The sequence below is a fragment of the Variovorax beijingensis genome, from assembly GCF_007828835.1.
Lineage (GTDB): Bacteria > Pseudomonadota > Gammaproteobacteria > Burkholderiales > Burkholderiaceae_C > Variovorax > Variovorax beijingensis_A.
This window is the reverse complement of the sequence record NZ_VIVL01000003.1, coordinates 260,081-282,971: the sequence shown is the minus strand read 5'-3', so window position 1 is coordinate 282,971 and position 22,891 is coordinate 260,081. Positions and strand designations below refer to the sequence as shown.

At 67.7% G+C, this 22,891-nt stretch carries 18 protein-coding genes; 16 read left to right on the top strand and 2 right to left on the bottom strand.

The genetic code is table 11. The features are described 5' to 3' along the window. Nucleotides 1–10 precede the first annotated feature (10 nt). From tssH to FB547_RS11840, 16 genes are all read left to right on the top strand, one after another. Entirely contained in the window at nucleotides 11–2,740 is a 2,730-nt protein-coding gene (gene tssH, locus FB547_RS11910) for a type VI secretion system ATPase TssH (RefSeq protein ID WP_145742441.1), read from the top strand. 27 nt (nucleotides 2,741–2,767) lie between these two features. Beyond that, nucleotides 2,768–5,584, top strand: coding sequence for a type VI secretion system Vgr family protein (locus FB547_RS33800; protein ID WP_307697799.1), 2,817 nt, complete (start codon nucleotides 2,768–2,770; stop codon nucleotides 5,582–5,584). A gap of 21 nt (nucleotides 5,585–5,605) precedes the next feature. Next, on the top strand, nucleotides 5,606–8,203 hold the full coding sequence (locus tag FB547_RS11900) for a DUF2169 domain-containing protein (RefSeq protein ID WP_145742440.1): 2,598 nt from the start codon (nucleotides 5,606–5,608) through the stop codon (nucleotides 8,201–8,203). Between the two features lie 82 nt (nucleotides 8,204–8,285). Then, nucleotides 8,286–9,338 carry a pentapeptide repeat-containing protein gene (locus FB547_RS11895; protein WP_145742982.1) on the top strand — a complete coding sequence of 351 codons (1,053 nt, stop codon included), beginning with the start codon at nucleotides 8,286–8,288 and terminating at the stop codon, nucleotides 9,336–9,338. 36 nt (nucleotides 9,339–9,374) lie between these two features. Further along, nucleotides 9,375–10,028 (top strand): DUF3540 domain-containing protein, encoded by a 654-nt coding sequence (locus FB547_RS11890; RefSeq protein WP_145742437.1) that lies wholly within the window; start codon nucleotides 9,375–9,377, stop codon nucleotides 10,026–10,028. Nucleotides 10,029–10,051: 23 nt separating this feature from the next. Then, complete coding sequence (locus FB547_RS11885; RefSeq protein ID WP_145742435.1) at nucleotides 10,052–10,447, top strand: DUF4150 domain-containing protein; 396 nt, start codon at nucleotides 10,052–10,054, stop codon at nucleotides 10,445–10,447. Between the two features lie 46 nt (nucleotides 10,448–10,493). After that, complete coding sequence (locus FB547_RS11880; protein WP_145742433.1) at nucleotides 10,494–12,872, top strand: type VI secretion system Vgr family protein; 2,379 nt, start codon at nucleotides 10,494–10,496, stop codon at nucleotides 12,870–12,872. 23 nt (nucleotides 12,873–12,895) lie between these two features. Beyond that, nucleotides 12,896–13,378: a DUF6484 domain-containing protein gene (locus FB547_RS11875; protein WP_145742431.1), complete on the top strand. Its 483-nt coding sequence runs from the start codon at nucleotides 12,896–12,898 to the stop codon at nucleotides 13,376–13,378. A 23-nt stretch (nucleotides 13,379–13,401) separates the two neighbouring features. After that, complete coding sequence (locus FB547_RS11870; RefSeq protein ID WP_145742429.1) at nucleotides 13,402–14,514, top strand: DUF2169 domain-containing protein; 1,113 nt, start codon at nucleotides 13,402–13,404, stop codon at nucleotides 14,512–14,514. After that, the gene (locus FB547_RS11865; RefSeq protein ID WP_145742427.1) at nucleotides 14,511–15,548 is read left to right on the top strand and encodes a hypothetical protein; all 1,038 of its coding nucleotides are present in this window, start codon (nucleotides 14,511–14,513) and stop codon (nucleotides 15,546–15,548) included. Before FB547_RS11870 ends, FB547_RS11865 begins: the two co-directional genes overlap by 4 nt. Nucleotides 15,549–15,550: 2 nt before the next feature. Beyond that, nucleotides 15,551–16,684, top strand: a complete 1,134-nt coding sequence (locus FB547_RS11860; protein WP_145742425.1) for a PAAR-like domain-containing protein — start codon at nucleotides 15,551–15,553, stop codon at nucleotides 16,682–16,684. 15 nt (nucleotides 16,685–16,699) lie between these two features. Beyond that, entirely contained in the window at nucleotides 16,700–17,584 is an 885-nt protein-coding gene (locus FB547_RS11855; protein ID WP_225612851.1) for a hypothetical protein, read from the top strand. A gap of 16 nt (nucleotides 17,585–17,600) precedes the next feature. Next, nucleotides 17,601–18,890: a TIGR02270 family protein gene (locus FB547_RS11850; protein WP_209503139.1), complete on the top strand. Its 1,290-nt coding sequence runs from the start codon at nucleotides 17,601–17,603 to the stop codon at nucleotides 18,888–18,890. Nucleotides 18,891–18,904: 14 nt separating this feature from the next. After that, nucleotides 18,905–19,072, top strand: a complete 168-nt coding sequence (locus FB547_RS33290; protein WP_186454151.1) for a hypothetical protein — start codon at nucleotides 18,905–18,907, stop codon at nucleotides 19,070–19,072. Between the two features lie 113 nt (nucleotides 19,073–19,185). Next, nucleotides 19,186–20,841: a type VI secretion system-associated FHA domain protein TagH gene (gene tagH / locus FB547_RS11845; RefSeq protein WP_145742423.1), complete on the top strand. Its 1,656-nt coding sequence runs from the start codon at nucleotides 19,186–19,188 to the stop codon at nucleotides 20,839–20,841. A gap of 56 nt (nucleotides 20,842–20,897) precedes the next feature. Further along, complete coding sequence (locus tag FB547_RS11840) at nucleotides 20,898–21,737, top strand: PP2C family protein-serine/threonine phosphatase (protein WP_145742421.1); 840 nt, start codon at nucleotides 20,898–20,900, stop codon at nucleotides 21,735–21,737. Nucleotides 21,738–21,763: 26 nt separating this feature from the next. On the opposite strand, the gene FB547_RS11835 is transcribed toward FB547_RS11840, so the two are convergent. Continuing rightward, the gene (locus FB547_RS11835; RefSeq protein ID WP_145742419.1) at nucleotides 21,764–22,300 is read right to left on the bottom strand and encodes a peptidoglycan recognition family protein; all 537 of its coding nucleotides are present in this window, start codon (nucleotides 22,298–22,300) and stop codon (nucleotides 21,764–21,766) included. A 27-nt stretch (nucleotides 22,301–22,327) separates the two neighbouring features. Beyond that, complete coding sequence (locus FB547_RS11830) at nucleotides 22,328–22,888, bottom strand: hypothetical protein (RefSeq protein WP_145742417.1); 561 nt, start codon at nucleotides 22,886–22,888, stop codon at nucleotides 22,328–22,330. Between the last annotated feature and the right edge of the window lie 3 nt (nucleotides 22,889–22,891).

Here is a 22,891-nt window from a genome sequence, read left to right as displayed (position 1 = left end):
GGAGTCTTCCATGAGTGAAATCAGTCGCACCGCCCTTTTCGGCAAGCTCAACTCGCTGGCCTACAAGGCCATCGAAGGCGCCACGGTGTTCTGCAAGATGCGGGGCAATCCGTACGTGGAACTGGAGCACTGGTTCGCCCAGCTGCTGCAGGCGCAGGACTCCGACCTGCACCGCGTGATCCAGCACTACGGCCTCGACGTGTCCGTGATCGCCAAGGACATGACGGCCGCGCTCGACCGCCTGCCGCGCGGCGCCACCGCGATCAGCGACTTCTCCCCGCACATCGAGAACGCCATCGAGCGCGCCTGGACCTATGCCACGCTGCAGTTCGGCGAGGCGCAGGTGCGCACCGGCTACCTCCTGGTGGGCATGCTGAAGACGCAGAGCCTGCGCAATCCGCTGTTCGGTTTGTCGAAGCAGTTCGAGAAGGTCAAGGTCGAGGATCTGGCCGACAACTTCGCGAGGATCTGCGACGCCTCGCCCGAATCGCAGATGCGCGCGCAGGACGGCACCGGCATGGGCAGCGGCGCGCCGGGCGAAGACTCGGGCGCCATGGCGCCCGCCGCCATGGGCAAGGGCGATGCGCTCAAGAAGTTCGCGGTCGACCTCACCGAGAAGGCGAAGAAAGGCGAGATGGACCCGATCACCGGGCGCGACGAGGAGATCCGCCAGATCGTCGACATCCTGATGCGCCGCCGCCAGAACAATCCGCTGCTCACAGGCGAGGCCGGCGTCGGCAAGACGGCCGTGGTCGAAGGCTTCGCGCAGCGCCTCGCACGCGGCGACGTGCCGCCGCAGCTGAAGGATGTGAAGCTGCTCACGCTCGACATCGGCCTGCTGCAGGCCGGCGCGAGCATGAAGGGCGAGTTCGAGCAGCGCCTGCGCCAGGTGATCGACGAGGTGCAGAGTTCGCCCACGCCCATCATTCTCTTCATCGACGAGATCCATACGCTCGTGGGCGCGGGCGGCGCGGCGGGCACCGGCGATGCGGCCAATCTGCTGAAGCCGGCGCTGGCGCGCGGCAACCTGCGCACCATCGGCGCCACCACCTGGGCCGAGTACAAGAAGTACATCGAGAAGGACCCGGCGCTGACGCGGCGCTTCCAGGTCGTGCAGGTGCCCGAGCCCGACGAGGTCAAGGCCATCCTGATGCTGCGCGGCGTGGCCAGCGTGCTCGAGAAGCACCACCGCGTGCAGCTGCTCGACGAGGCCATCGAGGCGGCCGTGAAGCTGAGCCACCGCTACATTCCCGCGCGCCAGTTGCCCGACAAGGCCGTGAGCCTGCTGGACACGGCCTGCGCGCGCGTGGCCGTGTCGCAGCATGCGACGCCGCCCGAGGTGGAGGACTGCATGCGCCGCATCGAGGGACTCACGGTCGAGCAGGAGATCATCGGCCGCGAGGAAGCCATCGGCATCGACGTGACCAAGCGCGCTGCGCAGGTGTCGGCGCTGCTGGCCGAGTCGAAGGTGCAGCTCGAGGCGCTCAATGCGCGCTGGCAGGAGGAGAAGGGCTTGGTCGACCGGCTGCTGGAATTGCGCAGCAAATTGCGCGCGGGGAGCAAGCCGGTGGACACTGCTTCCGCCGAGGGCGATGCGAAAGCCGATGTGCCCCCACCCCAGCCCTCCCCCGGCGGGGGAGGGAGCGAAGACCGGGCTGCGCTGCTTGAAGAACTGCATGCGCTGCAGGCAAAGATCCATGCGGTGCAGGGCGAATCGCCGCTGATCCTGCCCTCGGTCGACGAACAGGCCGTGGCCTCGGTGGTGGCGGACTGGACCGGCATTCCCGTCGGCCGCATGGTCAAGAACGAAGTCGAGGCGGTGCTCAAGCTCGCCGACACGCTGAACCAGCGCGTCATCGGCCAGAAGCACGGCCTGGAGATGATCGCGCGCCGCATTCAAACGTCTCGCGCGCGGCTGGACAACCCGCAAAAGCCCATCGGCGTGTTCATGCTCTGCGGCACCTCGGGCGTGGGCAAGACCGAGACCGCGCTGGCACTCGCGGAGGCACTCTACGGCGGCGAGCAGAACATCATCACCATCAACATGAGCGAGTTCCAGGAGGCGCACACCGTCTCCACGCTCAAGGGCGCGCCGCCGGGCTACGTGGGCTACGGCGAGGGCGGCATCCTGACCGAGGCCGTGCGCCGCCGGCCCTACAGCGTGGTGCTGCTCGACGAGGTGGAAAAAGCCCACCCCGACGTGCACGAGATCTTCTTCCAGGTGTTCGACAAGGGCTGGATGGAAGACGGCGAGGGCCGCATGATCGACTTCAAGAACACGATCATCCTGCTGACCACCAACGCCGGCAGCGAGCTCGTGATGAGCATGTGTCGCGACCCCGAGCTGCTGCCCGACTCCAACGCGCTGGCCGATGCACTCAAGGCGCCGCTGATGAAGGTGTTCCCGCCCGCGCTGCTGGGCCGCATCGTCACCATTCCCTACTACCCGCTGTCGCCCGAGATGATGAAGAAGATCGTGCGGCTGCAGCTGGGCCGCATCAAGAAGCGCGTGGAAACCAACCACGGCGTGCCCTTCGAGTACAGCGACGCGGTGGTCGACCAGGTGGTTGCGCGCTGCCAGGACCCGGAGTCGGGCGGGCGCGTCATCGACGCGATCCTGACGAACACCGTGCTGCCGACGATTTCGGTCGAGTACCTGCAGCGTCTGGCGTCGGGCGGCGAGATCCGCCGCGTCGCGCTGGACGTGAAGGATGCCGACTTCACCTACGCCTTCGACTGAGCCGCTTCCACCTTCAAGAGAAAAAGAATGGCCGACCACGAGTTCCGCATCGAGACAGATTCACCCGCCAAGGACGACCTGATGTTCTGGCGCATCGTGGGCCACGAGGCGCTGGCGCGTCCCTCGGCCTACGAGCTCACGGTGCTGTCGAAGAACAAGGCGCTCGATGCCAAGGACATTCTCGGCCGCGCCTTCGACGTGGTCATCCAGTTCCAGGACAAGGACGGCGGCATGCACGAGCGCCACTGCCAGGGCCACGCGGTGCGCTTCGTCCGGGCCGGGCATGTGGGCCGGCATTTCGAATACCGCATCACGCTGCGCTCCTGGTTCTGGCTGCTCACCAAGCGCACCAACTCGCGCATCCTGCAGGACAAGAAGGTGCTCGAGGTGCTCGACGCGGTCTTTGAAGACAGCCCGATCAAGCGCTTCAAGAAGACCAAGGCCGGCAACGTCATCGGACCGCACAACCCGCGGCGCTATTGCGTGCAGCACCAGGAGAGCGACTACCGCTTCCTCTCCCGTCTGCTGGAGGACGAGGGCATCTATTACTGGTTCGACGCGCACGACGCGCCGGGCACCATGCACCTGTCAGACGCGAGCGACCTGGCCCACGAGAAGCTGCCGGTGGAAGGCACCTTGCGCTACATGCCCAGCGACGCCAGCGAAGCGCGCCACAACGAGATTTCGCGCTGGGTGAGCTCGCGCCAGTTCGACACCGGCAAGCAGGCCTCGCGCGACAGCGATTTCAAGGCGATCAAGAAGAAGCTGGGCGCCGTCATCGATGCGAAGGACGATCACGAGCTCGCCGATTTCGAGGAGTTCGAGTTCCCGGGCGGCTACTTCACCGGCGATGACGGCGAGAACCGGACCAAGCTGCGCGGCGAGGAACTCAATGCGCGCCGCGACCGCCACTGGGCGCTGACCTCCTGGCCCGACGTGACGGCCGGCCGCAGCTTCAAGTTCGAAGGCGATCCCGATGGCACGCGCAACGGCGAGTACGTGATCGCGGCCTGCACCTTCATGGCAAGCCACCCCGGCTATGAAAGCGTGGGCGCCGGCGCGGCCGTTTCGCAGGATGTGCACTCGGCGCTGGCAGACGTGCTGCGCGACGATGCGGTGAACGCCGACACGCTGCAGGTGCTGGAAGACCTGATCGCCAGCACGCCGATGCTCAACACGTCGCAGCCGGGCACCAGCGCCTTCCTGATCACCGCGATCCCGATGGAGCGCGCCTACCGGCCGCCGCGCCTCACGCCGCGCGTGACCATGCCCGGTCCGCAGACCGCCATCGTGGTCGGCCCCGACGGCGACGAGCTGCACGTGGACGACCACGGCCGCGTGAAGGTGCACTTCCACTGGGACCGCTACGACGAGAGCAACGAGAAGTCGACCTGCTGGGTGCGCGTGTCGCAGCCCTGGGGCGGCAAGGGCTGGGGCGGGTACTTCATCCCGCGCATCGGCCAGGAGGTGATCGTCGACTTCATCAACGGCGACCCCGACCGTCCGATCATCGTCGGGCGGGTCTACAACGACGACCAGCCCATTCCCTACAAGTCGCCCACGCAGAGCGGCTTCAAGACCCGCTCCACGCCCGGCGGCGGTCCCGCGAACTACAACGAGATCATGTTCGAGGACAAGAAGGGCGAGGAGAACATCAACATCCATGCCGAGCTGGACATGAGCCGCAGCGTGGAGAGGGATGACTCGACCACGGTGGACCGCGACCAGACGGTGACGGTCAAGCGCGACCAGACGAACCACGTGGACCGCGACCGCAAGAGCACAGTGACGCGCAACGACACCAACATGGTGGTGGTCAACCAGAAGAACACGGTCAAGGGCAACCAGAACAACCAGGTGGTGGGCAACCGCGAGACCTTCGTCGACAGCAACGACACGTTGACGGTGGCCGGCACCCGCACCACCGACGTGACTGGTGCACGCAGCGACACCTCGCGTGCCGGCGAAACGCGCAATGTCATCGGCAACCAGACCATCAGCGTCACCGGCAATGTGACCTACAAGGCCGCGAAGATGAGCTTCGAGGCCGGCCACATTGACTGGCTGGTGACCGGCGCCAGCAGCAAGTACATCACCGTTCCCACCGGGCCGCTGGGGTTGATGGCCAACAAGATCAAGCTCATGAGCAACACCGGCATCGAGATGATGGCGGCGGGTAACATCGATGCGACCTCGGTCGGATCGAACACCACGGTGCTGGGGCCCAACACCAGCGGCTACATCGGCAACAACAGCGAAGCCAACATCGGCATGGCGCGATCGACCTTCATGGGACTGAGCATCGATAACGCGCTGGCGCTCGCCATCTCGAACTTTGCCGGCGTGGCGATCGAGAACACGCTCGGCATCAAGCTGGTGAACTGCGTCGCGCCCGAGATCGAATCGGTGGGGATGGACTTCAAGCAGGCGCCGCTGCACACCTTCACGCCAGGGGTAGGCGCGGGCGCCGCGGCTGGAGCAGCCGCGGCCGGCGTGCTGGGTGCGGTGGCGGGCGCTGCGACTGCCTTCAAGGACGTGAAAGCCACCCTCAAGCAGTATGCCGACGCGGCCAAGGCGCTCGACGAAGCCGCAGCCGAGGCACTCGACCAGAAGTTGCCGGGTCTCGCGGGCCGCCTGTCTTCGCTGGCGGGCGCGACGCGCAACCGGCGCATCGAAGGCATCATCGGCGCGATCCCGGTGGTGGGCACGGTGGCCGTCGCGGCGGCTGAAGGCATCATCGAACACGAGGGCATGAAGACCACGGCCGAGCAGACCGCAGACCTTGCCAAGACGCGAAACGCGGACGACACGGCAGCGCCTCCCCCACCGCCCGAAGACGACTGACCAGGCAGCGCGCACGCAACCATGCAAGTCCTCAAACCGCAGGCGCTGGGCCTGTCGACCCGCCCCATCGAGTTTCGCAAGCGTTTCGGCCTGAGCGTGAGCGCGTACCTGCACCTGCCCTTCGAGCAGGGCGCGCGCGGCACGCTGTGGGCCGAGCAGTCGATGTGGTCTTTCCTGGCCAAGGAAATGGCGCAACCGCTGATCGACGAAGGCGTGGCCAAGCTCACGCCCGAATACCTCGTGCATGGCAGGGCCTTTCCGCCGCCCGAGCGGCCCAACGGCTGCGCGGTGCGTGCCCGCTTCGGCTCGCTGGAAAAAACCCTGCTGGTGCTCGGCGAACGTCATTGGGACGGCACCCGCGCCAGCGAAGCGCAGCCCTTCGCCGAAATGGCCATCGATTGGACGCGCGCCTACGGCGGCACCGACTTCGCGGACAACACCGCGGGACGCGGTCGGCAGGCACAGGATGGCGTGACCTGGCTGCCCAACATCGAACTGCCGAACGATCGCCTCTTGCGACCCGATCAAGCCGTCGCGCCTGCCGGCTTCGGTGCGCTCGACGCCATGCATCCCCAGCGCGCCCGGTACCGCGGCACATACGACGCCGACTACCTGAAGCAGCACGCGCCGGGTTTCGCGCCCGACACCGATTGGCGCTACTTCAATCTCGCGCAACCCGACCAGTGGGTGGCCGGCGCCATTGCGGGCGACGAAGTTTTCTCGTTCGAGCACATGCACCCTGCCAAGGCGAAGATCGAAGGCCGGCTGCCCGGCATGCGCGCGCGCGTGTTCGCCGGCTACAGGATCGCGGGCAGCGACGAGCCCAAGATGCGCGAAGTGCCTCTGCGGCTGACCACCGTGTGGTTCTTCCCGCATGCGGAGCGCTGCATCGCGATCTTCCAGGGGCTGGCCGAAGTGGCTACCGACGACGGCTCCGACGTGGCCAGCCTGATGGGCGCGGTCGAGCGCTTCGGGGAGGAGAAGCCCGACGCACACTATCTCGAAGCGGTCGCAAAGCGGGCCGATCCGAAGATGGGACCGATCTACGCCATCGTCGACAGCGATCTCCTGCCCGAAGGAGTGAGCACCGCCGATCCCGACATCGAAGCCGCGAAGGAACCCTTCGGTTCCGACGGCCTCCAGGGCGAAGCGCAGTACCGCCGCGCAGCCATGGACGTGGTCTTCGCTCGCGACCGGGCCACCGCCATGGGCCAGGACCCCGACGCGCTCGGCCTGCGCGTTCCGCCGCGCGAGAAAGTGCCCACGGGCGATGCGTTGCCGGCCTACCTCGAAGAGAAGATCAAAGAGGCCGAGGCGCAGCAATGGGCCGCAGTGGAAGATGCGGTCGTGGTTCTGGAGCGTGCGCTGGCCGTGTCGGACACCTACGGTATCGACATCGCGAAGCTGCAGCACCGCGGCCCGCCGCTCTTCAACGCCGCAACGCAACTGGCCGCCATGCAGGCGCAAGCGGCCGCCAGCCCGAATCCGCCCGACCTGTCGCCGGTGTTCCGAAAGCTCTGCCAGATCGAGGAGACGCAACGCGCAGGCTACCTGCAGGCCGCGCACAAGCAGCCGCCCGCCGACGCGATGGCAAAGGAGGAGGCGGCCACGCTGCGCTCGGAGATGTCGCGCGCGATCGCGGCGGGAATCAAGTTCTTTGCAGGGGTCGATTTCACGGGCGCCGATTTTTCGGGGCTCGACCTGCGCGAGGCGAACTTCGAAGGCGCGTGGCTGGAGAGCGCGGACTTCTCCAACGCCAACCTGTCGGGCGCGAACTTCGCATCCGCCGTGCTCGCTCACGCGAGCCTGGAAGGCGTCGTCGCCATCGGCACGAACTTCGCCAAGGCCAATCTCGGCAACGCCCTGCTTGCGCGCGGCGTGTTCGATGACGCCGTTTTTTGCGAGGCCATGCTCATGGGCTGCGGCTTTGCCGGCACGCAGGCGCGGCGTGCGAAGTTCAGGCAGTCCAACCTGCTCGAAACCACCTGGGGCGAAGCCGACTGGACTGGCGCCGATCTCGCCGGCCAGACCTTCTACAAACTCGACCTGAAGGGAGTGCAGTGGCCCGAGGCCGACCTGTCGGCCTGCAACTTCATCGAGTGCGACCTGTCCGGTGCCCATATGGACGCGGCACTGCTGGTGAGCGCTACCTTTGCGTCGTGCAGGCTCGACGGCGCCAGGCTTCTGGCCGCGCAGTGCATGGGAGCGGTGGCGGTAAAGGGCTCGAGCCTGGCCGGGGCCGACATGAGCCAGGCCGACATGCGCAATTTCAACTTCGGCGCCAGCGACCTGCGCGACGCCAAGTTCGTCCGTGCGGTGTTGGACGGCGCGAACCTATGCGACACGCTGCTGACAGGCGCCGATCTGCGACTGGCCAGCGCCAAGGGCGCGTTGATGCGAAAGGCTGCCTGCGGCAACGCGCTGCTGTCGGGCGTGAACTTCGCCGATGCGGTCTTCCAGTCGGCCGACCTGCGCGGCGCCGACCTGCGGCGCAGCAACCTCTTCGGCGCTGACCTCAGCCGCGTGCGCCTTGACGGCTCGACCAGCTTCGACGGTGCCCTGCTGAAGCGCGCACGCACCTATCCGCGACTGACTGCCGAACAGCAGGCCTCGCCATGAATATCGCGCCCATCTGCCCCGAGCAAGTTTTTTTCCGCTTGATGGGAAGGCGCGCAACGCCGAGGGTGAACCCGTGAGCAGCATGAGCCCTGATCTGCTCGAGATCGCGGTGAGCATTGGCGAGACGCTGGAGAACCTCGACCTGTCGAAGGGCGCCTACGCCGGCCGGTCGCTTGGTGGCGGCGTGTTCTCCAGGGTGAATTTCGCGCAGGTCGACTTTCGTGGTGCAGACCTCCGCGAGACCGTGTTCGATCAGTGCGACCTGCGCGGTGCCATCGTCCCCAACGCCAACCTGCGCAGGGCCGTGTTCAACCGCTGCGTGCTCGATCACGCCGACCTGCGCGCTTCGAACCTGCATGGGGCCGTATTTTCCGAGTGCGATCTCGTGCACGCCCAATTGGCGCAATGCACGATGTCGATGGCAATCGTTGCAAAGTGCAAGCTCGACCATGCCGTGCTGCGCGGAGCGCAGCTGGATGCGGCGCTGTTCAGCCAGTCGGTGCTGCTTGACGTATGCGCAGACGACACCAGCTGGCAATACACTGCGTTGAACGAATGCGACGTGTCGCACCTCACCTGGACCGGTGCGCGCATGTTGCGCAACGTGTTCTTCAAGACCTCGTTGAGGGGCATGTCCTTCGCGGGGACGCAACTCGAGGGGTGCCAGTTCTCGTCGGCCGACCTGAGCGGCGCTGACTTCAGTGGCGTGTTACTGCAACAGTGCAACTTCCAGGGCGCACTGCTCGACGGCGCGTGCTTCGCGAAGGCTGTGGCACCGTCGACCATTTTCTGCGAAGCCGGCGGCAAGGACGTCGATTTCTCGCAAGCGCGGCTGAGGCAGGCGCTGTTCACGGGCGCGCGCTTCGCGGGTGGCAACTTTGCCGGCTGCGATCTCTATCAGACGCACTTCGCAGGCGCGAAGCTGCGGGGGGCGAACTTCGGCGGAGCCGAACTCACGTATGCAGATTTTCGCCATGCCGACCTGTCCCGCGCCGACCTGCGCGGCGCCACCATGATGCGCACCGTGCTGCACGGTAGCCTCACAGACGAGGCGCAGATGGGCGACCGCGCCGGCGCGATCGAAACCGATGCCGATCTCGCCGCGTCCGAACGCTGGCAACCGCTCGTGGCCTGAAACCGCGGGACAACTCACACACCAGGGAGCACTTCCATGAACGACACCATCGCACGCAGCGCACCGGCCAGGGGCCGCAAACAGCAACCTGCCGAGGCCATCGGTGGCACTTGGTGCGTGGGCATCCTGTCTTTCGACGAAACCGGGGCATGCAGCGTGTCGAGCGGCCCACTGCGCCTGCACGCCAAGCGTGCCGCCAGTTGCTTGCTTGAACCGGCGGCCGGCGACAGCGTGGCCTGCCTGCGCATCGCGCCCGACGAGGTTTGGATCATGGCGGTGCTGCAGCGCGAAGAAGGCACGGTGAACGTGCTGGGTTGCGGAGGCGACCTGACAATTGCGCCGGCGGGCGTACTCCAATTGCAAGCCGCACGAGTCGGCCTGAAAGCCGGCACGCTCGAAATCGCCACGCAGACGGCCACGCTGGCCACCGATACCGCCGACGTAGTGGGCCGCCGGTTGACGCTGGCCGGTACCACCGTCAAGGTGATCGGCTCCGTTCTGTCGACCGTGATGGACCGCGTGCAGCATTTCAGCCGCCACTACCTGCGCACTACCGAAGGCATCGACCGCGTGGCCGCAACGCACGTGGAGGTCGAGGCCAGGCAGCTGATGCGTCTCGAAGGCGAGCACGCGTTGGTCAATGGTCGTGAGCTCATCAAGGCGCGCGGCGCGCAGATCCATTTCGGCTGAGGCGCCAGAAAGGAGGTCGCGCCATGTTTGCCAACTGCCAGCTCATGGGCACCGACATGGGTTTTCCCGATGTCTGCATCACGCCCGCCGCGCCGTCGCCGATCCCGGTGCCGTACCCGAACATCGCGATGGGTCCGATGGCCATACCCAACTGCCCGACGCTCCTGATCATGGGTGGACCGGCCCACAACCTGGGAACCACCATCCCGATGACCAACGGCGACAACCCCGGCGTGCTGCTGGGCGTGGCCTCGGGGACCGTCATGGGGCCGAGCCGGCACCTGACGGGCGCTTTCACCGTTCTCTGGAACGGCATGCCTGCGACGCGGCTCACCAGCATGTCGCTGCAGAACAGCACCAACTGTCCGGGCGTGCGCACGGTGCCGAGCCAGCCGCTCGTGGTGCTGCTGGCACCGTAGGACAACACAGGGCGCGTGGGCGCCGAGGAAGGGGAGAGGAGCCTGCATGGCCGATCACGAATTCCGCATCGAAAGCGATTCGCCCGCCAACGGCGAACTGATGTTCTGGCGCATCGTGGGCCACGAGGCGCTGGCGCGCGCGTCGAGCTACGAACTCACCGTGCTCTCGAAGAACCATGCGCTCGATGCCAAGGACATCCTCGGCCGCGCCTTCGACGTGGTCATCCAGTTCCAGGACAAGGACGGAGGCATGCACGAGCGCCACTGCCAGGGCCATGCGGTGCGCTTCGAGCGCACGGGCCACGTGGGGCGGCACTTCGAATACCGGATCGGCCTGCGCTCCTGGTTCTGGCTGCTCACCAAGCGCACCAACTCGCGCATCCTGCAGGACAAGAAGGTGCTCGAGGTGCTCGACGCGGTGTTCGAGGACAGTCCGATCAAGCGCTTCAAGAAGACCAAGGCCGGCAACGTGATCGGCGCCCACAATCCCCGGCGCTATTGCGTGCAGCACCAGGAAAGCGACTATCACTTCCTGTCGCGGCTGCTGGAAGACGAAGGCATCTACTACTGGTTCGACGCGCACGACGCGCCCGGCACCATGCACCTGTCGGATGCGAGCGACATCGCGCACGACAAGCTGCCCGTGGAGGGCACGCTGCGCCACGTGGCCACCGACACCACCGAGGCGCGCCACAACGAGATCTCGCGCTGGGTGAGCGCGCGCCAGTTCGACACGGGCACCTACGCCTCGCAGGACAGCAACTTCAAGTCCATCAAGAAGAAACTCGAGGCCGCAGGCGGCGAGCCCGACAAGCACGAGCTGGCCGAGTTCGAGGCCTTCGAGTTCGCGGGCGGCTACTTCACGGGCGGCGATGCGGACGACAAGGGCAAGCTGCGCGGCGAAGAGATCGTCGCGCGGCGCCAGCGCCATTGGGCCCTGACCACCTGGCCCGACGTGGCGGCCGGGCGCAGCTTCAGCTTCGAGGGCGACCCCGACGGCACGCGCGATGGCGACTACGTCATCGCCGCCTGCATCTTCGCGGCGAGCCACCCCGGCTACGAGAGCATCCCCCATGCCACGCCGAGGATGCCGATCGAGCAGGCGCTGCGCGAGGCGCTCGACGACGATGCCGTGAACGCCCAGGCGCGGCCCGCGCTGGAGGCGCTGATCGCCGATGCGCCCGCGCTGCGCACCGACCTGCAGGGCACCAGCGCCTTCCTGATCACCGCGCTGCCGATCGACGTGCCGTTCCGCCCGCCGCGCCTCACGCCGCGCGTGGTCATGCCCGGGCCGCAGTCGGCCATCGTGGTGGGGCCCGCGGGCGAGGAGATCCACGCCGACGACTTCGGCCGCGTCAAGGTGCACTTCCACTGGGACCGCTACGACAAGAGCGACGAGAAGTCCACCTGCTGGGTGCGCGTGTCGCAGCCGTGGGCCGGCAAGGGCTGGGGCGGGTATTTCATTCCGCGCATCGGGCAGGAGGTGATCGTCGACTTCCTGAACGGCGACCCCGACCGGCCGATCATCGTGGGCCGCGTCTACAACGACGACCAGCCGATCCCGTTCGGCTCGCACACGCAGAGCGGCTTCCGCACGCGCTCCACGCCCAAGGGCAGCGCCTCGAACTGCAACGAGTTCCGCTTCGAGGACAAGAAGGGTTCCGAGCAGGTGTACCTGCACGCCGAGAAGAACCAGGACATCGAGGTCGAGAACGACGAGACCCACTGGGTCGGCCACGACCGCACCAAGACCATCGACCACGACGAGACCACGCACGTCAAGCACGACCGCACCGAGACGGTGGACAACAACGAGACCATCACCGTGCACGGGCAGCGCACGGAAACGGTGGACAAGAACGAGACCATCACGATCCACCAGAACCGTACGGAGACGGTGGACCTGAACGAGACCATCTCCATCGGCCAGAACCGCACGATCACGGTGGGTGCGAGCGAGACCGCGACGGTGGCGCTGCAGCGCACGCATTCGGTGGGGATCAACGAGACCATCACCGTGGGTGCGGCGCAGGAGATCACGGTGGGGGCGATGCAGGCGGTGACGGTGGGGGCGAGCCAGACGATCAACGTGGGGGCGAACCAGTCGAGCAGCATCGGGGCGAACCGGTCGGTGGATGTGGGGGCGAACCTCTCCACCAATGTGGGCGCCGACGAATCGCGCACCGTAGGCGCAGGCCGCACGACCAGCGTGGGAAAGGACGACGCGCTCAACGTCGGAAAGAACCTCGTGATCGACGCGGGCGACTCCATCTCGATCACCACGGGCAGCGCGAGCATCACGATGAAAAAGGACGGGACCATCGTCATCAAGGGCAAGGACATCACGGTCGAGGGCTCCGGAAAGATCAACGTCAAGGCGAGCAGCGACATCGTGATGAAGGGCTCGAAGATCCTGCAGAACTGAACACCATCGACGGAGCACACACCATGAGCGGCAGAGACCTGATCGAGAGCGGAATGCAGCAAGCCCTGGCCACCCTGCCATGCGGCGGCGTGGTGACCGGCGAGCTCGTCGCCATCGCCGACGAGGGGCGCGCGCCCCTTGTCATGTTCCCGGGCCAGACGGGTACCGCGGCCGTGCGCGCGCGCAGCGTGGTCGACCTGCACGGCGCGCACATCGGAGCGGCGGTGGTGCTGATGTTCGAACAGGCCGATGCGGGCCGACCCATCGTGATGGGCGTGCTTCGCGGGAACGAGGGCTGGCCGCTTGCCGAGAGGCCCGCGCAGGTGGAGGTCGACGCCGACGGCGCGCGCATGGTGGTGAGCGCCCGCGAGCAGATGGTGCTGCGTTGCGGCAAGGCCAGCATCACGCTCACGCGCGCCGGCAAGGTGCTGATCCAGGGCAGCTACGTGCTGAGCCGGTCCACGGGCGTGAACCGGGTCAAGGGCGGGGCGGTGCAGATCAACTGAACAATCGATCGGACGGGCCCGCCATGGAGATCGTGAATGCCACCGGAATGACCGCCGGCTACACCATGGGCGTGGAGCCCTCCGGTCGCGAGCTGCTGGTCGTGGTGGTGAAGGGCACGTTCGCGATTCCCCAGGACGGCGGCACGGCGGAGCTTCTTGCAGTGCAGCGCCCGTTGATCACGGCCGACACCTTCACCGGCGCGCCGGGGTATTCGGCGCCCGCGGAAGAGGTCGACTTCGCGCCGCGCAAGCTGCGCTGCGACGTGCTGGTGTCGGGCAGCGCGCACGCGCCGCATGGCGAGCCCGCGCAGCGCATTGCGGTGGGCGTGCGGCTCGGGGGCTGGACGAAGGTGTTCGCCGTCGTCGGCGACCGGCACTGGGAAGCGGGGCTCTCCGGTTGCCGGGCGTCCGCGCCGCTGCTCTTCATGACGAAGGCCATCACCTATGACGTGGCGTTCGGCGGCGTGGACGAGCGCCACGAAGATCCGGCCCGGCACGCCGCCTACATGGCCAACCCGGTGGGTCGCGGCTGGCACCACAACCTGCAGGCCCGCTTCGTGGACGGTGCACCCTTGCCGAACACCGAGGAGCTCGGCCGCCCCGTCGACGCGCCCGACGGGGTCTTCGCACCGATGGCACTCGGCCCGCTCGGCAGGGGCTGGTCGGGCAGGCTGCCGCATGCGGGCACGTACGACCAGGACTGGATCGACAACACCTTCCCGTTCCTGCCGGCCGACTTCCGCGACGACTACTACCAGGCGGCGCCCGCCGACCAGCAGATCGCCTATCCGCTCGGCGGCGAGGAGATGGCCTTGGCCAACCTGACGCCCGAGGGGCACACGCGGTTCAGCCTGCCGTCGCGCGACGTGCCCGTCACCTTCTTTCACCGCAAGGGCGGGCATGAGGAAACGCGCGCGGTACTCGACACGATCGCCATCCATGCGGACCAGGGCTTCATGACGCTCGCCTGGCGCAGCACCGTGCCGCTTCGCAAGAACATGTTCGAGATCTCCAGCATCCTCGCGGGTACGAAGTCGCGCGGCTGGTGGCGCGCCCGCGCCCTCGGCAAGACCTACCACCCTTCGCTGGGCGACCTGGTGCGCGGCCGGCGCGAGGCGCCGCAGGAGGCGTCATGAGCGCGACCCCGATCGTGGTCAGCCGCACCGGCATGGTGACGGGCGTCGGGCTCGACGCGGCCACAAGTTGCGCCGCGATCCGCGGCGCCATCGACAATTTCCAGCAGACAGCGTTCAGAGACCGCAACGGCGAATGGGTCATGGGCTGCGAGGTCGCGCTACAGGCGCCATGGCGCGGCGAGAAGAAGCTGCTGGCGATGGCCGCGCGCGCGATCGGCGAATGCCTGGAAGGCTTCGGCCGGGCGGCCTGCGAGGCGACGCCGCTGTTGCTGTGCCTTGCCGAAGCCGATCGGCCGGGCCGCGCCGTGCGCGACGATGCGCGGTTTCTCGAAGCCTTGCAGCAGGAGATGGGCTTCGGCTTTCATCCGCAGTCTGCGGTCATCGCGCAGGGCCATGTCTCGGCCGCGGTGGCGCTGTACCGCGCGCGCCAGCTCATGGATGCGTCGGTCGCCTCGCAGGTCGTGGTGGCGGCGAGCGACAGCCTGCTCGACGGCGCGGCGCTCGCCGATTGCGAGGCGCGCGACCGGCTGCTGACGAGCGCGAACTCCGACGGCTTCATTCCCGGCGAGGGCGCGGCCGCGCTGCTCGTGGAGCCGCTGCGCGCGCAGCCGTGGGGGCAGCTGGTGTGCCGCGGCATCGGCTTCGCGGTCGAGAAGGCCCACATTGATTCCGAGGAGCCGTTGCGCGCCGACGGGCTGACCTCTGCCATCAAGCAATCGCTGCAGGAAGCGGGCTGCGGCGAGAGCATCCTCGACTTCAAGATCATTGATGCGTCCGGCGGACAGTACGTGTTCAAGGAGGCCACGCTCGCGTTCGGCCGCATCGACCGCACCAAGCGCATCGAGTTCGACGTGTGGCATCCGGCCGATTGCATCGGCGAAGTCGGCGCACCCGTGGGGCTCGCGATGATCGCCGTGCTCAAGGCGGCCTTCGAAAAAGCCTATGCCCGAGGAAACAACGTGCTGCTGCACCTGGGCAACGACGACGGCAAGCGCGCGTCGATGATCTTCTCCTGGCATTTCACGGGAGGCTGAGCATGGCCAACCAGGTCTTCGCGAACGGGCGGGAGGTGGCATGCAAGGCCGGCGCGGGCAAGACCATCTGCGCCACGCCCGACGTGTGCATGACGCCGCCCGAGAACCCCGCGACGCCGCCGGGCGTGCCCGTGCCCTACCCGAACACGGGGCTCGCATCGGACACCACCGACGGCAGCCGCAGCGTGCAGATCTCCGGCCAGGAAATCATGTTGAAGAACAAGTCGTACTTCAAGACTTCGTCGGGCGACGAGGCGGGCAGTGCGGCCAAGAAGGGCGTGATCTCCAGCAAGAACAAGGGCAAGGTGTATTTCATCGACTGGTCGATGGACGTGAAGTTCGAGGGCGAGAACGCGGTGCGGCACCTGGACAAGACCACCAACAACCACGGCAGCCCGACGGCCAACGAATCCATCCCCTGGCCGTTCGTCGATTCGATGGCGGACGGCAATATCGACAAGACCGCGTGCGACGGCGACAAGGCGCGCGAGGAGCGCGCCTGCGCCGAGTACAAGCCGGCCAAAAAGGGCGGCAAGGACGTCTGCGCCGAGACCGGCCTTGGCGGCGATTTCGCCTCGATCAAGGGCGACCTGCCCGGTGCCGCGAAGCGCGCGAGCGAGAACGAGTGCGCTGCGGCGCGGCGCTGCCGCCTTGTGCCCTACCAGGCGTCGCCCAAGGTGGAGGACGGCATCAAGGGCTGCTGCCCCGCGCAGACCGGCGACCACATCGTTCCGAAGAGTTCGTTTTTCAAGGACAGCTATGGCGGCAGCCCCATGACGGGCTGGAAGAAATATCGCATGGAGGACGCACCCTGCATGTGCACCGAAGGCGGCAGTTGCTCCGGAACGCACGGGCTGCGGCACACGCACCACAAGACGACCTCGAGCGTGCCGAACGGGACGCACCGGCCGTTCGACGAGGAGGTGACGCACTGTGCCGCGGGCGCGAAGGCCGTGGCGCCGCACTGCGACCAGAAGTGCATCGAGGCCCAGCTCAAGGAAGGGCACAAGGGGCTGGGCGATACGAGCAAGGACGTGAAGCATTCATCGACCGGCAAGACGGACATCGAACACTACTCGTCGCTGCAGGACACCATCAACAAAACGGCCGGCTCGCTGGGCGCGCCGCTGCCATGAACACAAGGAGCCGCCGTGGCCGAAAAGGTTTCTATCAAGCGTGAGTTCGTGCGGGGCGCGGCGCGCCTGGCGGACCTGGTGTACGTCATCAGCCAGATGAAGACGCTGCTGGAGCAGGACATCGCGCACGTGAGCCTGGTGGGGCTCTACAAGGGCAACTGGGGCGACGCCTTCAACACCACCTGGAACGCGACCGCGATCGCCGTGGCGAAGCTGCCGTTGGAGAAAGTGGTGCTCATCGGCGAGGACGGCGACGTCGCTACCTACGTGGGCGGGCGGCGCGAGGACGAGACGATCGCCCCGCAGCCCGTGATGATCCGCAACGCCCGCGAGATCGGGGGGCACGTCCATGCGTGCGGCAGCAAGCGGCAGGTCTTCAAGCGCACCGGCGAGCGGCAGTGGATCGACATGAGTGCGCCGCGCGCTGCGCAGACTGAGGTGTTCGGCTTCGAGGCGATCGACGGCTATGCGGACAACGAGATCTACGCGGTCGGCTGGGCCGGCGAGATCTGGCGCCACGACGGCGCGGCGTGGACGCAGTGCGGCAGTCCGACCAACGTCATCCTCACGGCCGTTTGCTGCGCGGGCAATGGCCTCGTGTATGCGGCCGGACAGGGCGGCGTGCTGGTGAGCGGACGCGGCGATGCGTGGACGCCGGTGGACTGGGAAGACGAAGTCACGGCCGACCTGTGGGACCTGTGCTGGTTCCAGGACAGGCTGTACGTGGCGACCATGTCGGGCCTCTACACGCTGGACGCGAATCGTCTCGTGCCCGTGGACTACGGTGCGATGGGGCCGGTCACCGGCTACAGCCTCAGCACGGCGCAGGGCGTGCTCTGGTCGGTCGGAAAATCCGACGTGGCGTCGTTCGACGGCACGGCGTGGCGCAAGTACGACTGAGCGGGCGCCCCCTCGCATGACCACCGACACCATCGCACGCAGCGCGGCCGCGCCGATGACGCTCGTCGTGCAGCGCCATGCGGAGGAATCCGCGCTGCTGTGCAACCAGCGGTTCTTCCTCGCCGCTTCCGGGCACACCAGGTTGCATCACCTGCGGCGCCTCGACGACAGGCTGGCCGCGCACCTGGACGGCCTGGCGGTGGCGCGCGATGCGGGCAGCAGGGCATGCGACGAGGCGCTCGCCCGCGCCGGGCGCGGCGAGGTGTTCGCGGCCATCGTTCTGGCGCTGGAGAACCACGACCTGCCGCGGATCGAACGCCTGCTGGCCATTGCCGAGCTGTTGCCCGATGTGCGCGATGCGGTCGCGCTGGCCGGCGGCTGGGCGTCGGGCGAGTCGCTGCGCGGCATTGCGAAGGACATGCTCGATTCGCCTCACGCATTTCGCCGCGCTGTCGCCATCGCCGCTTGCGACTTCCACATGGTCGACCCCGGCGATGCGCTGCACGCCGCCGTCGCCGATGCCGACGTGGTATTGCGCGGGCAGGCGTTGCGCGCCGCGGGCGAGTGCGGCAGGCGCGATCTCGCGGCCGTGTGCATCGCCGCGCTGCAAGACGAAGATGCCGGCTGCCGCTTCTGGGCCGCGCGCTCGGCCGTGCTGCTCGGCGAGCGCCACAAGCCCGTCCACCCGCTGCACGACGCAACGCTGCTGCCCGGAACGCTCCACGGCCGGCTCGCGCTGTCGCTGCTGTTCAAGCTCGCGACGCCTGCGCAGGCTGCGCCGCTGCTGGCGGAGATGCTCGACAAGCCCGCCCACGTGCGCGACGCCGTGCGCTGCGCGGGCACGGTGGGCGACACGCGGCTGGTGCCATGGCTCATCGCACAGATGGAAGAGCCGGCGCTCGCGCGTCTCGCGGGCGAAGCGTTCAGCACCATCACCGGCCTGGACCTGGCCTGGCTCGACCTGGAGCGCAAGCCTCCCGAGGGCGTCGAATCCGGTCCCCGCGACGCGCCGGAAGACGACGACGTCGCCATGGACGAGGACGACGGACTGCCTTGGCCCGATCCCGCGCGGATCAGCAGCTGGTGGGCCGCCAACGGGCGCGGCTTTGTGCCGGGCGAGCGTTATTTCCTGGGCCAGGTGCCGTCGTGGGCGCATTGCGTGGGTGTGCTGAAGCACGGCTTCCAGCGCCAGCGCCTGGCGGCCGCGGAATACCTCTGCCTGCTGCGCCCCGGCAGCAAGCTCTTTCCGACGGGAGCGCCGGCATGGCGCCAGCAGCGCTGGCTCGACCAGTGGCCGGACGAATAAATGAAGGATCGCCGATGGCTGCGAAATACATCCTCGCCGCGCTGGCTGCGGCATTCCTGTTCGCGGCGGGGCTGCGCTGCGCGAGAGGCGGTTCGGTGCGCGACCCCGCCACCCGCACCTGGCTCCTCATCGCGTTGATCTTCACCGCCGTCGCCGCCTGGCTGCAATGGCATACCTCTTAAGGCGAGATTGCCAACCCGCTCCACGGAATGAATACTCCTTCTGAGTTTTTTCGCCCGTGCGTGCGCGGGCTGTGTTCGGGCGTAGAAGGGCATAGAGCCCCGGGGGCAGATTCATGATCCATATCGCTGTCATCACCCGGCAAGGCGCTCCGGCGGGGCAGCCCATCGCTGCCGATTTCGGGCCCAACGGGGGCACCATCGGACGCGCCGACACCAACACGCTGGTGCTCGTCGATCCCGACCGCACGGTCTCGCGCGTGCACGCCCAGGTGCTGTGCCGCGACGGCCAGTACTTCGTCATCGACCGCGGCAGCAATCCGATGCAGTGCAACGGCGTGCCGCTGGGCTCGGGCAAGGAGGCCCCGCTCACCGATGGCACGCGGCTGGTCGTCGGCAGCTTCGAACTCAGCGTGCGCATGACGGCCGCGGCGCCGCCGCCGTCGCTGGCGATTCCCAACACCATCATGTCGGCGCCGACCGGCGCCGCTGTGGCCGCGAGCACCAGCGACGATCCCTTTGCCGACCTGCTTGCGGGGCTCGGATCGCCGGCCGCGGCCGCGCCTGCCGCGGCCCGTGCGCCGGGTGCCAGGGCGGCCGCGCCAGCAAGCGCGGATCCGCTGCTCTTTCCCGACCCGATGGAAAGCGGCTCGCGCAACGCGCAGGCCGCACAGGTCGATCCGTTCGCCAACCTGCTCGGGCCCACGCCATCCTCCGCGCCGGCCGCGGGCCTCGGTGCGCTCGACGATTTCTCCGACCTCGGTGCGCCGCCCGCGCATGGCAAGGCCTCGGGCATCGACGAGCTCTTCGGCGGCATGGGCGGTGGCGGCGGCATCGGCGGCGATCCGCTCGCGCTGTCGCCGCTGGCCGACCCGCTGCTGCAGCCGAACACGGCTTCTTCCGCCGATCCGCTGGCCGCGTTGCAGAGCGCGGCGCCGGCCACGCCGACGCCCCGTTCCGACCACCTGCCGATCGACCAGTTCGGCTTCACGCCGCCGAAGGCGATCACGCCGGCACCGGCCGCCGCGCCGGCGGAAGCGCCGCCGCGCTTCGACGACATCACGGGCCAGCCGATACGCATCAGCGGCCCCGAGGTCGCCAGCCGCCCGTTCGAGCCGCCGCCGCCACCGCCACCGCCACCCATCCAGCGGGCACCCGCCGCGGCCCCGCGCACCGCCTCCGACGACGAACTGCTCGCCGCCTTCCTGCGCGGCCTCGCCAGCACGCACCAGCCGCCCGAGATGCTCACGCCGGGCCTCATGGAGCGCATCGGCTCCATCCTGCGCAGCGCCACCGAGGGCACGCTGCAGCTCCTGCTCACGCGCCAGGAATTCAAGCGCGAGGTGCGCGCCGAGGTCACGATGATCGCGGCGCAGGCCAACAACCCGCTCAAGTTCTCGCCGACCGTCGAGGTCGCGCTGGCCCACCTGCTGGGGCCCGGCGTGCGCGGCTTCATGCCGCCGGAGGCCGCGATGCGCGACGCCTTCAACGACCTGCGCGCGCACCAGTTCGGCGTGATGGTGGGCATGCGCGCGGCGCTGGCCCATGTCATTGCGCGCTTCGAGCCCGAGGAGCTCGAGAAGAAGATCAGCGCGAAGTCGGCGCTCGACACGCTCTTCAGCGCCAACCGCAAGGCCAAGCTCTGGGACCAGTTCGTCGCGCTCTACGGCGGCATCGCGAGCGAGGCGGAAGACGATTTCCACAACCTCTTCGGCAAGGCCTTCCTCGAGGCCTACGAAGAGCAGATGGCGCGCCTCAAGTCGGACACCTGAAGAACAGCTCCCTCAGGCACAAGTACAACAGCACCAGCAAACGCGAGGCACCCCGCTTGGAAATCGAAATCGTCACGCTGTCCCGGCAGGGCGGCCGCAACTACAACGAAGACGTCCATGGCCACTGGCACGACGAGCGCTACGTCGCCTGCCTGGTGGCCGACGGCGCGGGCGGCCATGGCGGCGGCGACGTGGCGGCGGCAACGGCGCGCAGCAGCGTGCTGGGCGGCTTCTCGGCGGCGCCGGGGCTGGACGAATTCACCTTGCGCACGCTGGTCGAGCAGGCCAACCGCGACGTGGTGGCGCGGCAGGCCGAAGGCGGCAAGCTCGCCGGCATGCGCTCCACGGTGGTCTTCGCGGCCATCGACCTGGAGAGCCAGGCGCTGGCCTGGGTGCACAGCGGCGACAGCCGCGCCTACCTGTTCCGCGGCGGCGCCATCGTGGCGCGCACCACCGACCACAGCCTGGTGCAGCAGATGGTGGCCGGCGGCATGCTCGACGAGGAAGGTGCGCGCCTGCATCCGCAGCGCAACATGCTGCTCTCGGCGCTCGGCTCGGTGGAGGAAGCGCCCGACATCACGGTGTCCGACCGCATGCGCCTGATGCCGGGCGACGTGCTGCTCCTGTGCAGCGACGGCGTGTGGGAGCCGCTGGGCGACGAGTGCCTGGTCGACACGCTGCACGCCTCGCGCACGCCCAGCCAGTGGACCGAGCAGCTCGACGCGCAGATCAAGGCGCGCGCCAAGCCGGGCCACGACAACTACACGGCGCTCACGCTGTGGGTGATTCCCGATGACGTCGACGACGCCACGCGCCTGATGCCGGCGGCCGAGGAAGAGACGATGCCGGCGTCGATCGAAGAACCTTCGGCGGCGCCCGGCAAACTGCCGGATTGACCAATTGGGGCCGGACCCGCGGGGACCTAGCCGTTCAATCCCACGGCGGCGTCCACGATGTCCTGCAACTGCGCGATGACCGGCTTGCCGGGGCAGGGCTTCGACTTGGTGAACATCGCGTGATACGAGAGGCCGCTGTCGTCCGGCGTGGTCGCGAGCTTCAGCGGTACGCCGTATTCCCCGTTGAGCCACGCGAGCAGGTAGCCGTTCATCCGGATCTGCATGTCGGTGAGCGTCTCGCCGTGCACCGCGACGTTCTCCACGCTGTACCAGATGTTGTCCACCTTCCAGCCATCGACAGCCCAGGAGCGCTGCGACAACGGAATGTACTGCGCGATCGTGCCGCCCTTGTCTACCGCGAAGTGGGCCGAGGCCGCGCGGTTCTCCCAGGTGGTCTTAAGGGAGCTGAGCAGGCTGTTGCCGTCGGTGATGTGGACGATCAGCCCCTTGATTCCGGTCTTCTTCATCAGGCCGGCAGCCCCCGGGCCACCATAGTGCTTACTCAGCGGGTAGTACTCATCCGCATACGGGTGATAGTCATTGTCGTTCCACTTGCTGCTCATGCTCGAACTCCTGTTCGTTGGCAGGTGTCAAGGCTTCTTCGGCCGATAGGCCTTGAGTTTTCCGCTCACCGTCACGTCCACCGTGACCACCACGAGCGCCGACTCCGTCTTTCCGTTGTCCTGCCGCTTCATCGGCTTGCGGGTGGTGGTGGAGGTCGAGCTGCCCTTCCAGCGGATCGTGCTCGAGCGCACGGGCTCCTTGTTGCCCTTGTGGTTCTGCTCCAGCACCGTGATGGCGCCGGTGCCCGGGTTCTTGGAAAGGATCGAGGTGTGGTGCGGATGGCCGACGGTCACATAGGGGCTGTCGGTCCAGCCCGAGCCATCGGCAAAGGTGACGTCGGTGGTGGTGGTCGTCGTCATCTCGTAGTCGCGGTACTGGAGGATGTCGCCGGGCAGCGCATCCTTGAGCGCGACCTCGTCGCCCCAGATGTAATCGTCGTCGTCGCCCATCGGGCCGAAATCCGACGAGGTGCCGGCGCCGGCGTGGCCCAGGGCCGAGTTGGCCAGGTCCCAGCATTCGCCCGCGCCGATCTGCTTGCCCAGCTGTGCGCTGGCCCACTGAAGGACCGTGGTGTTGAGTGTGGCCATCGC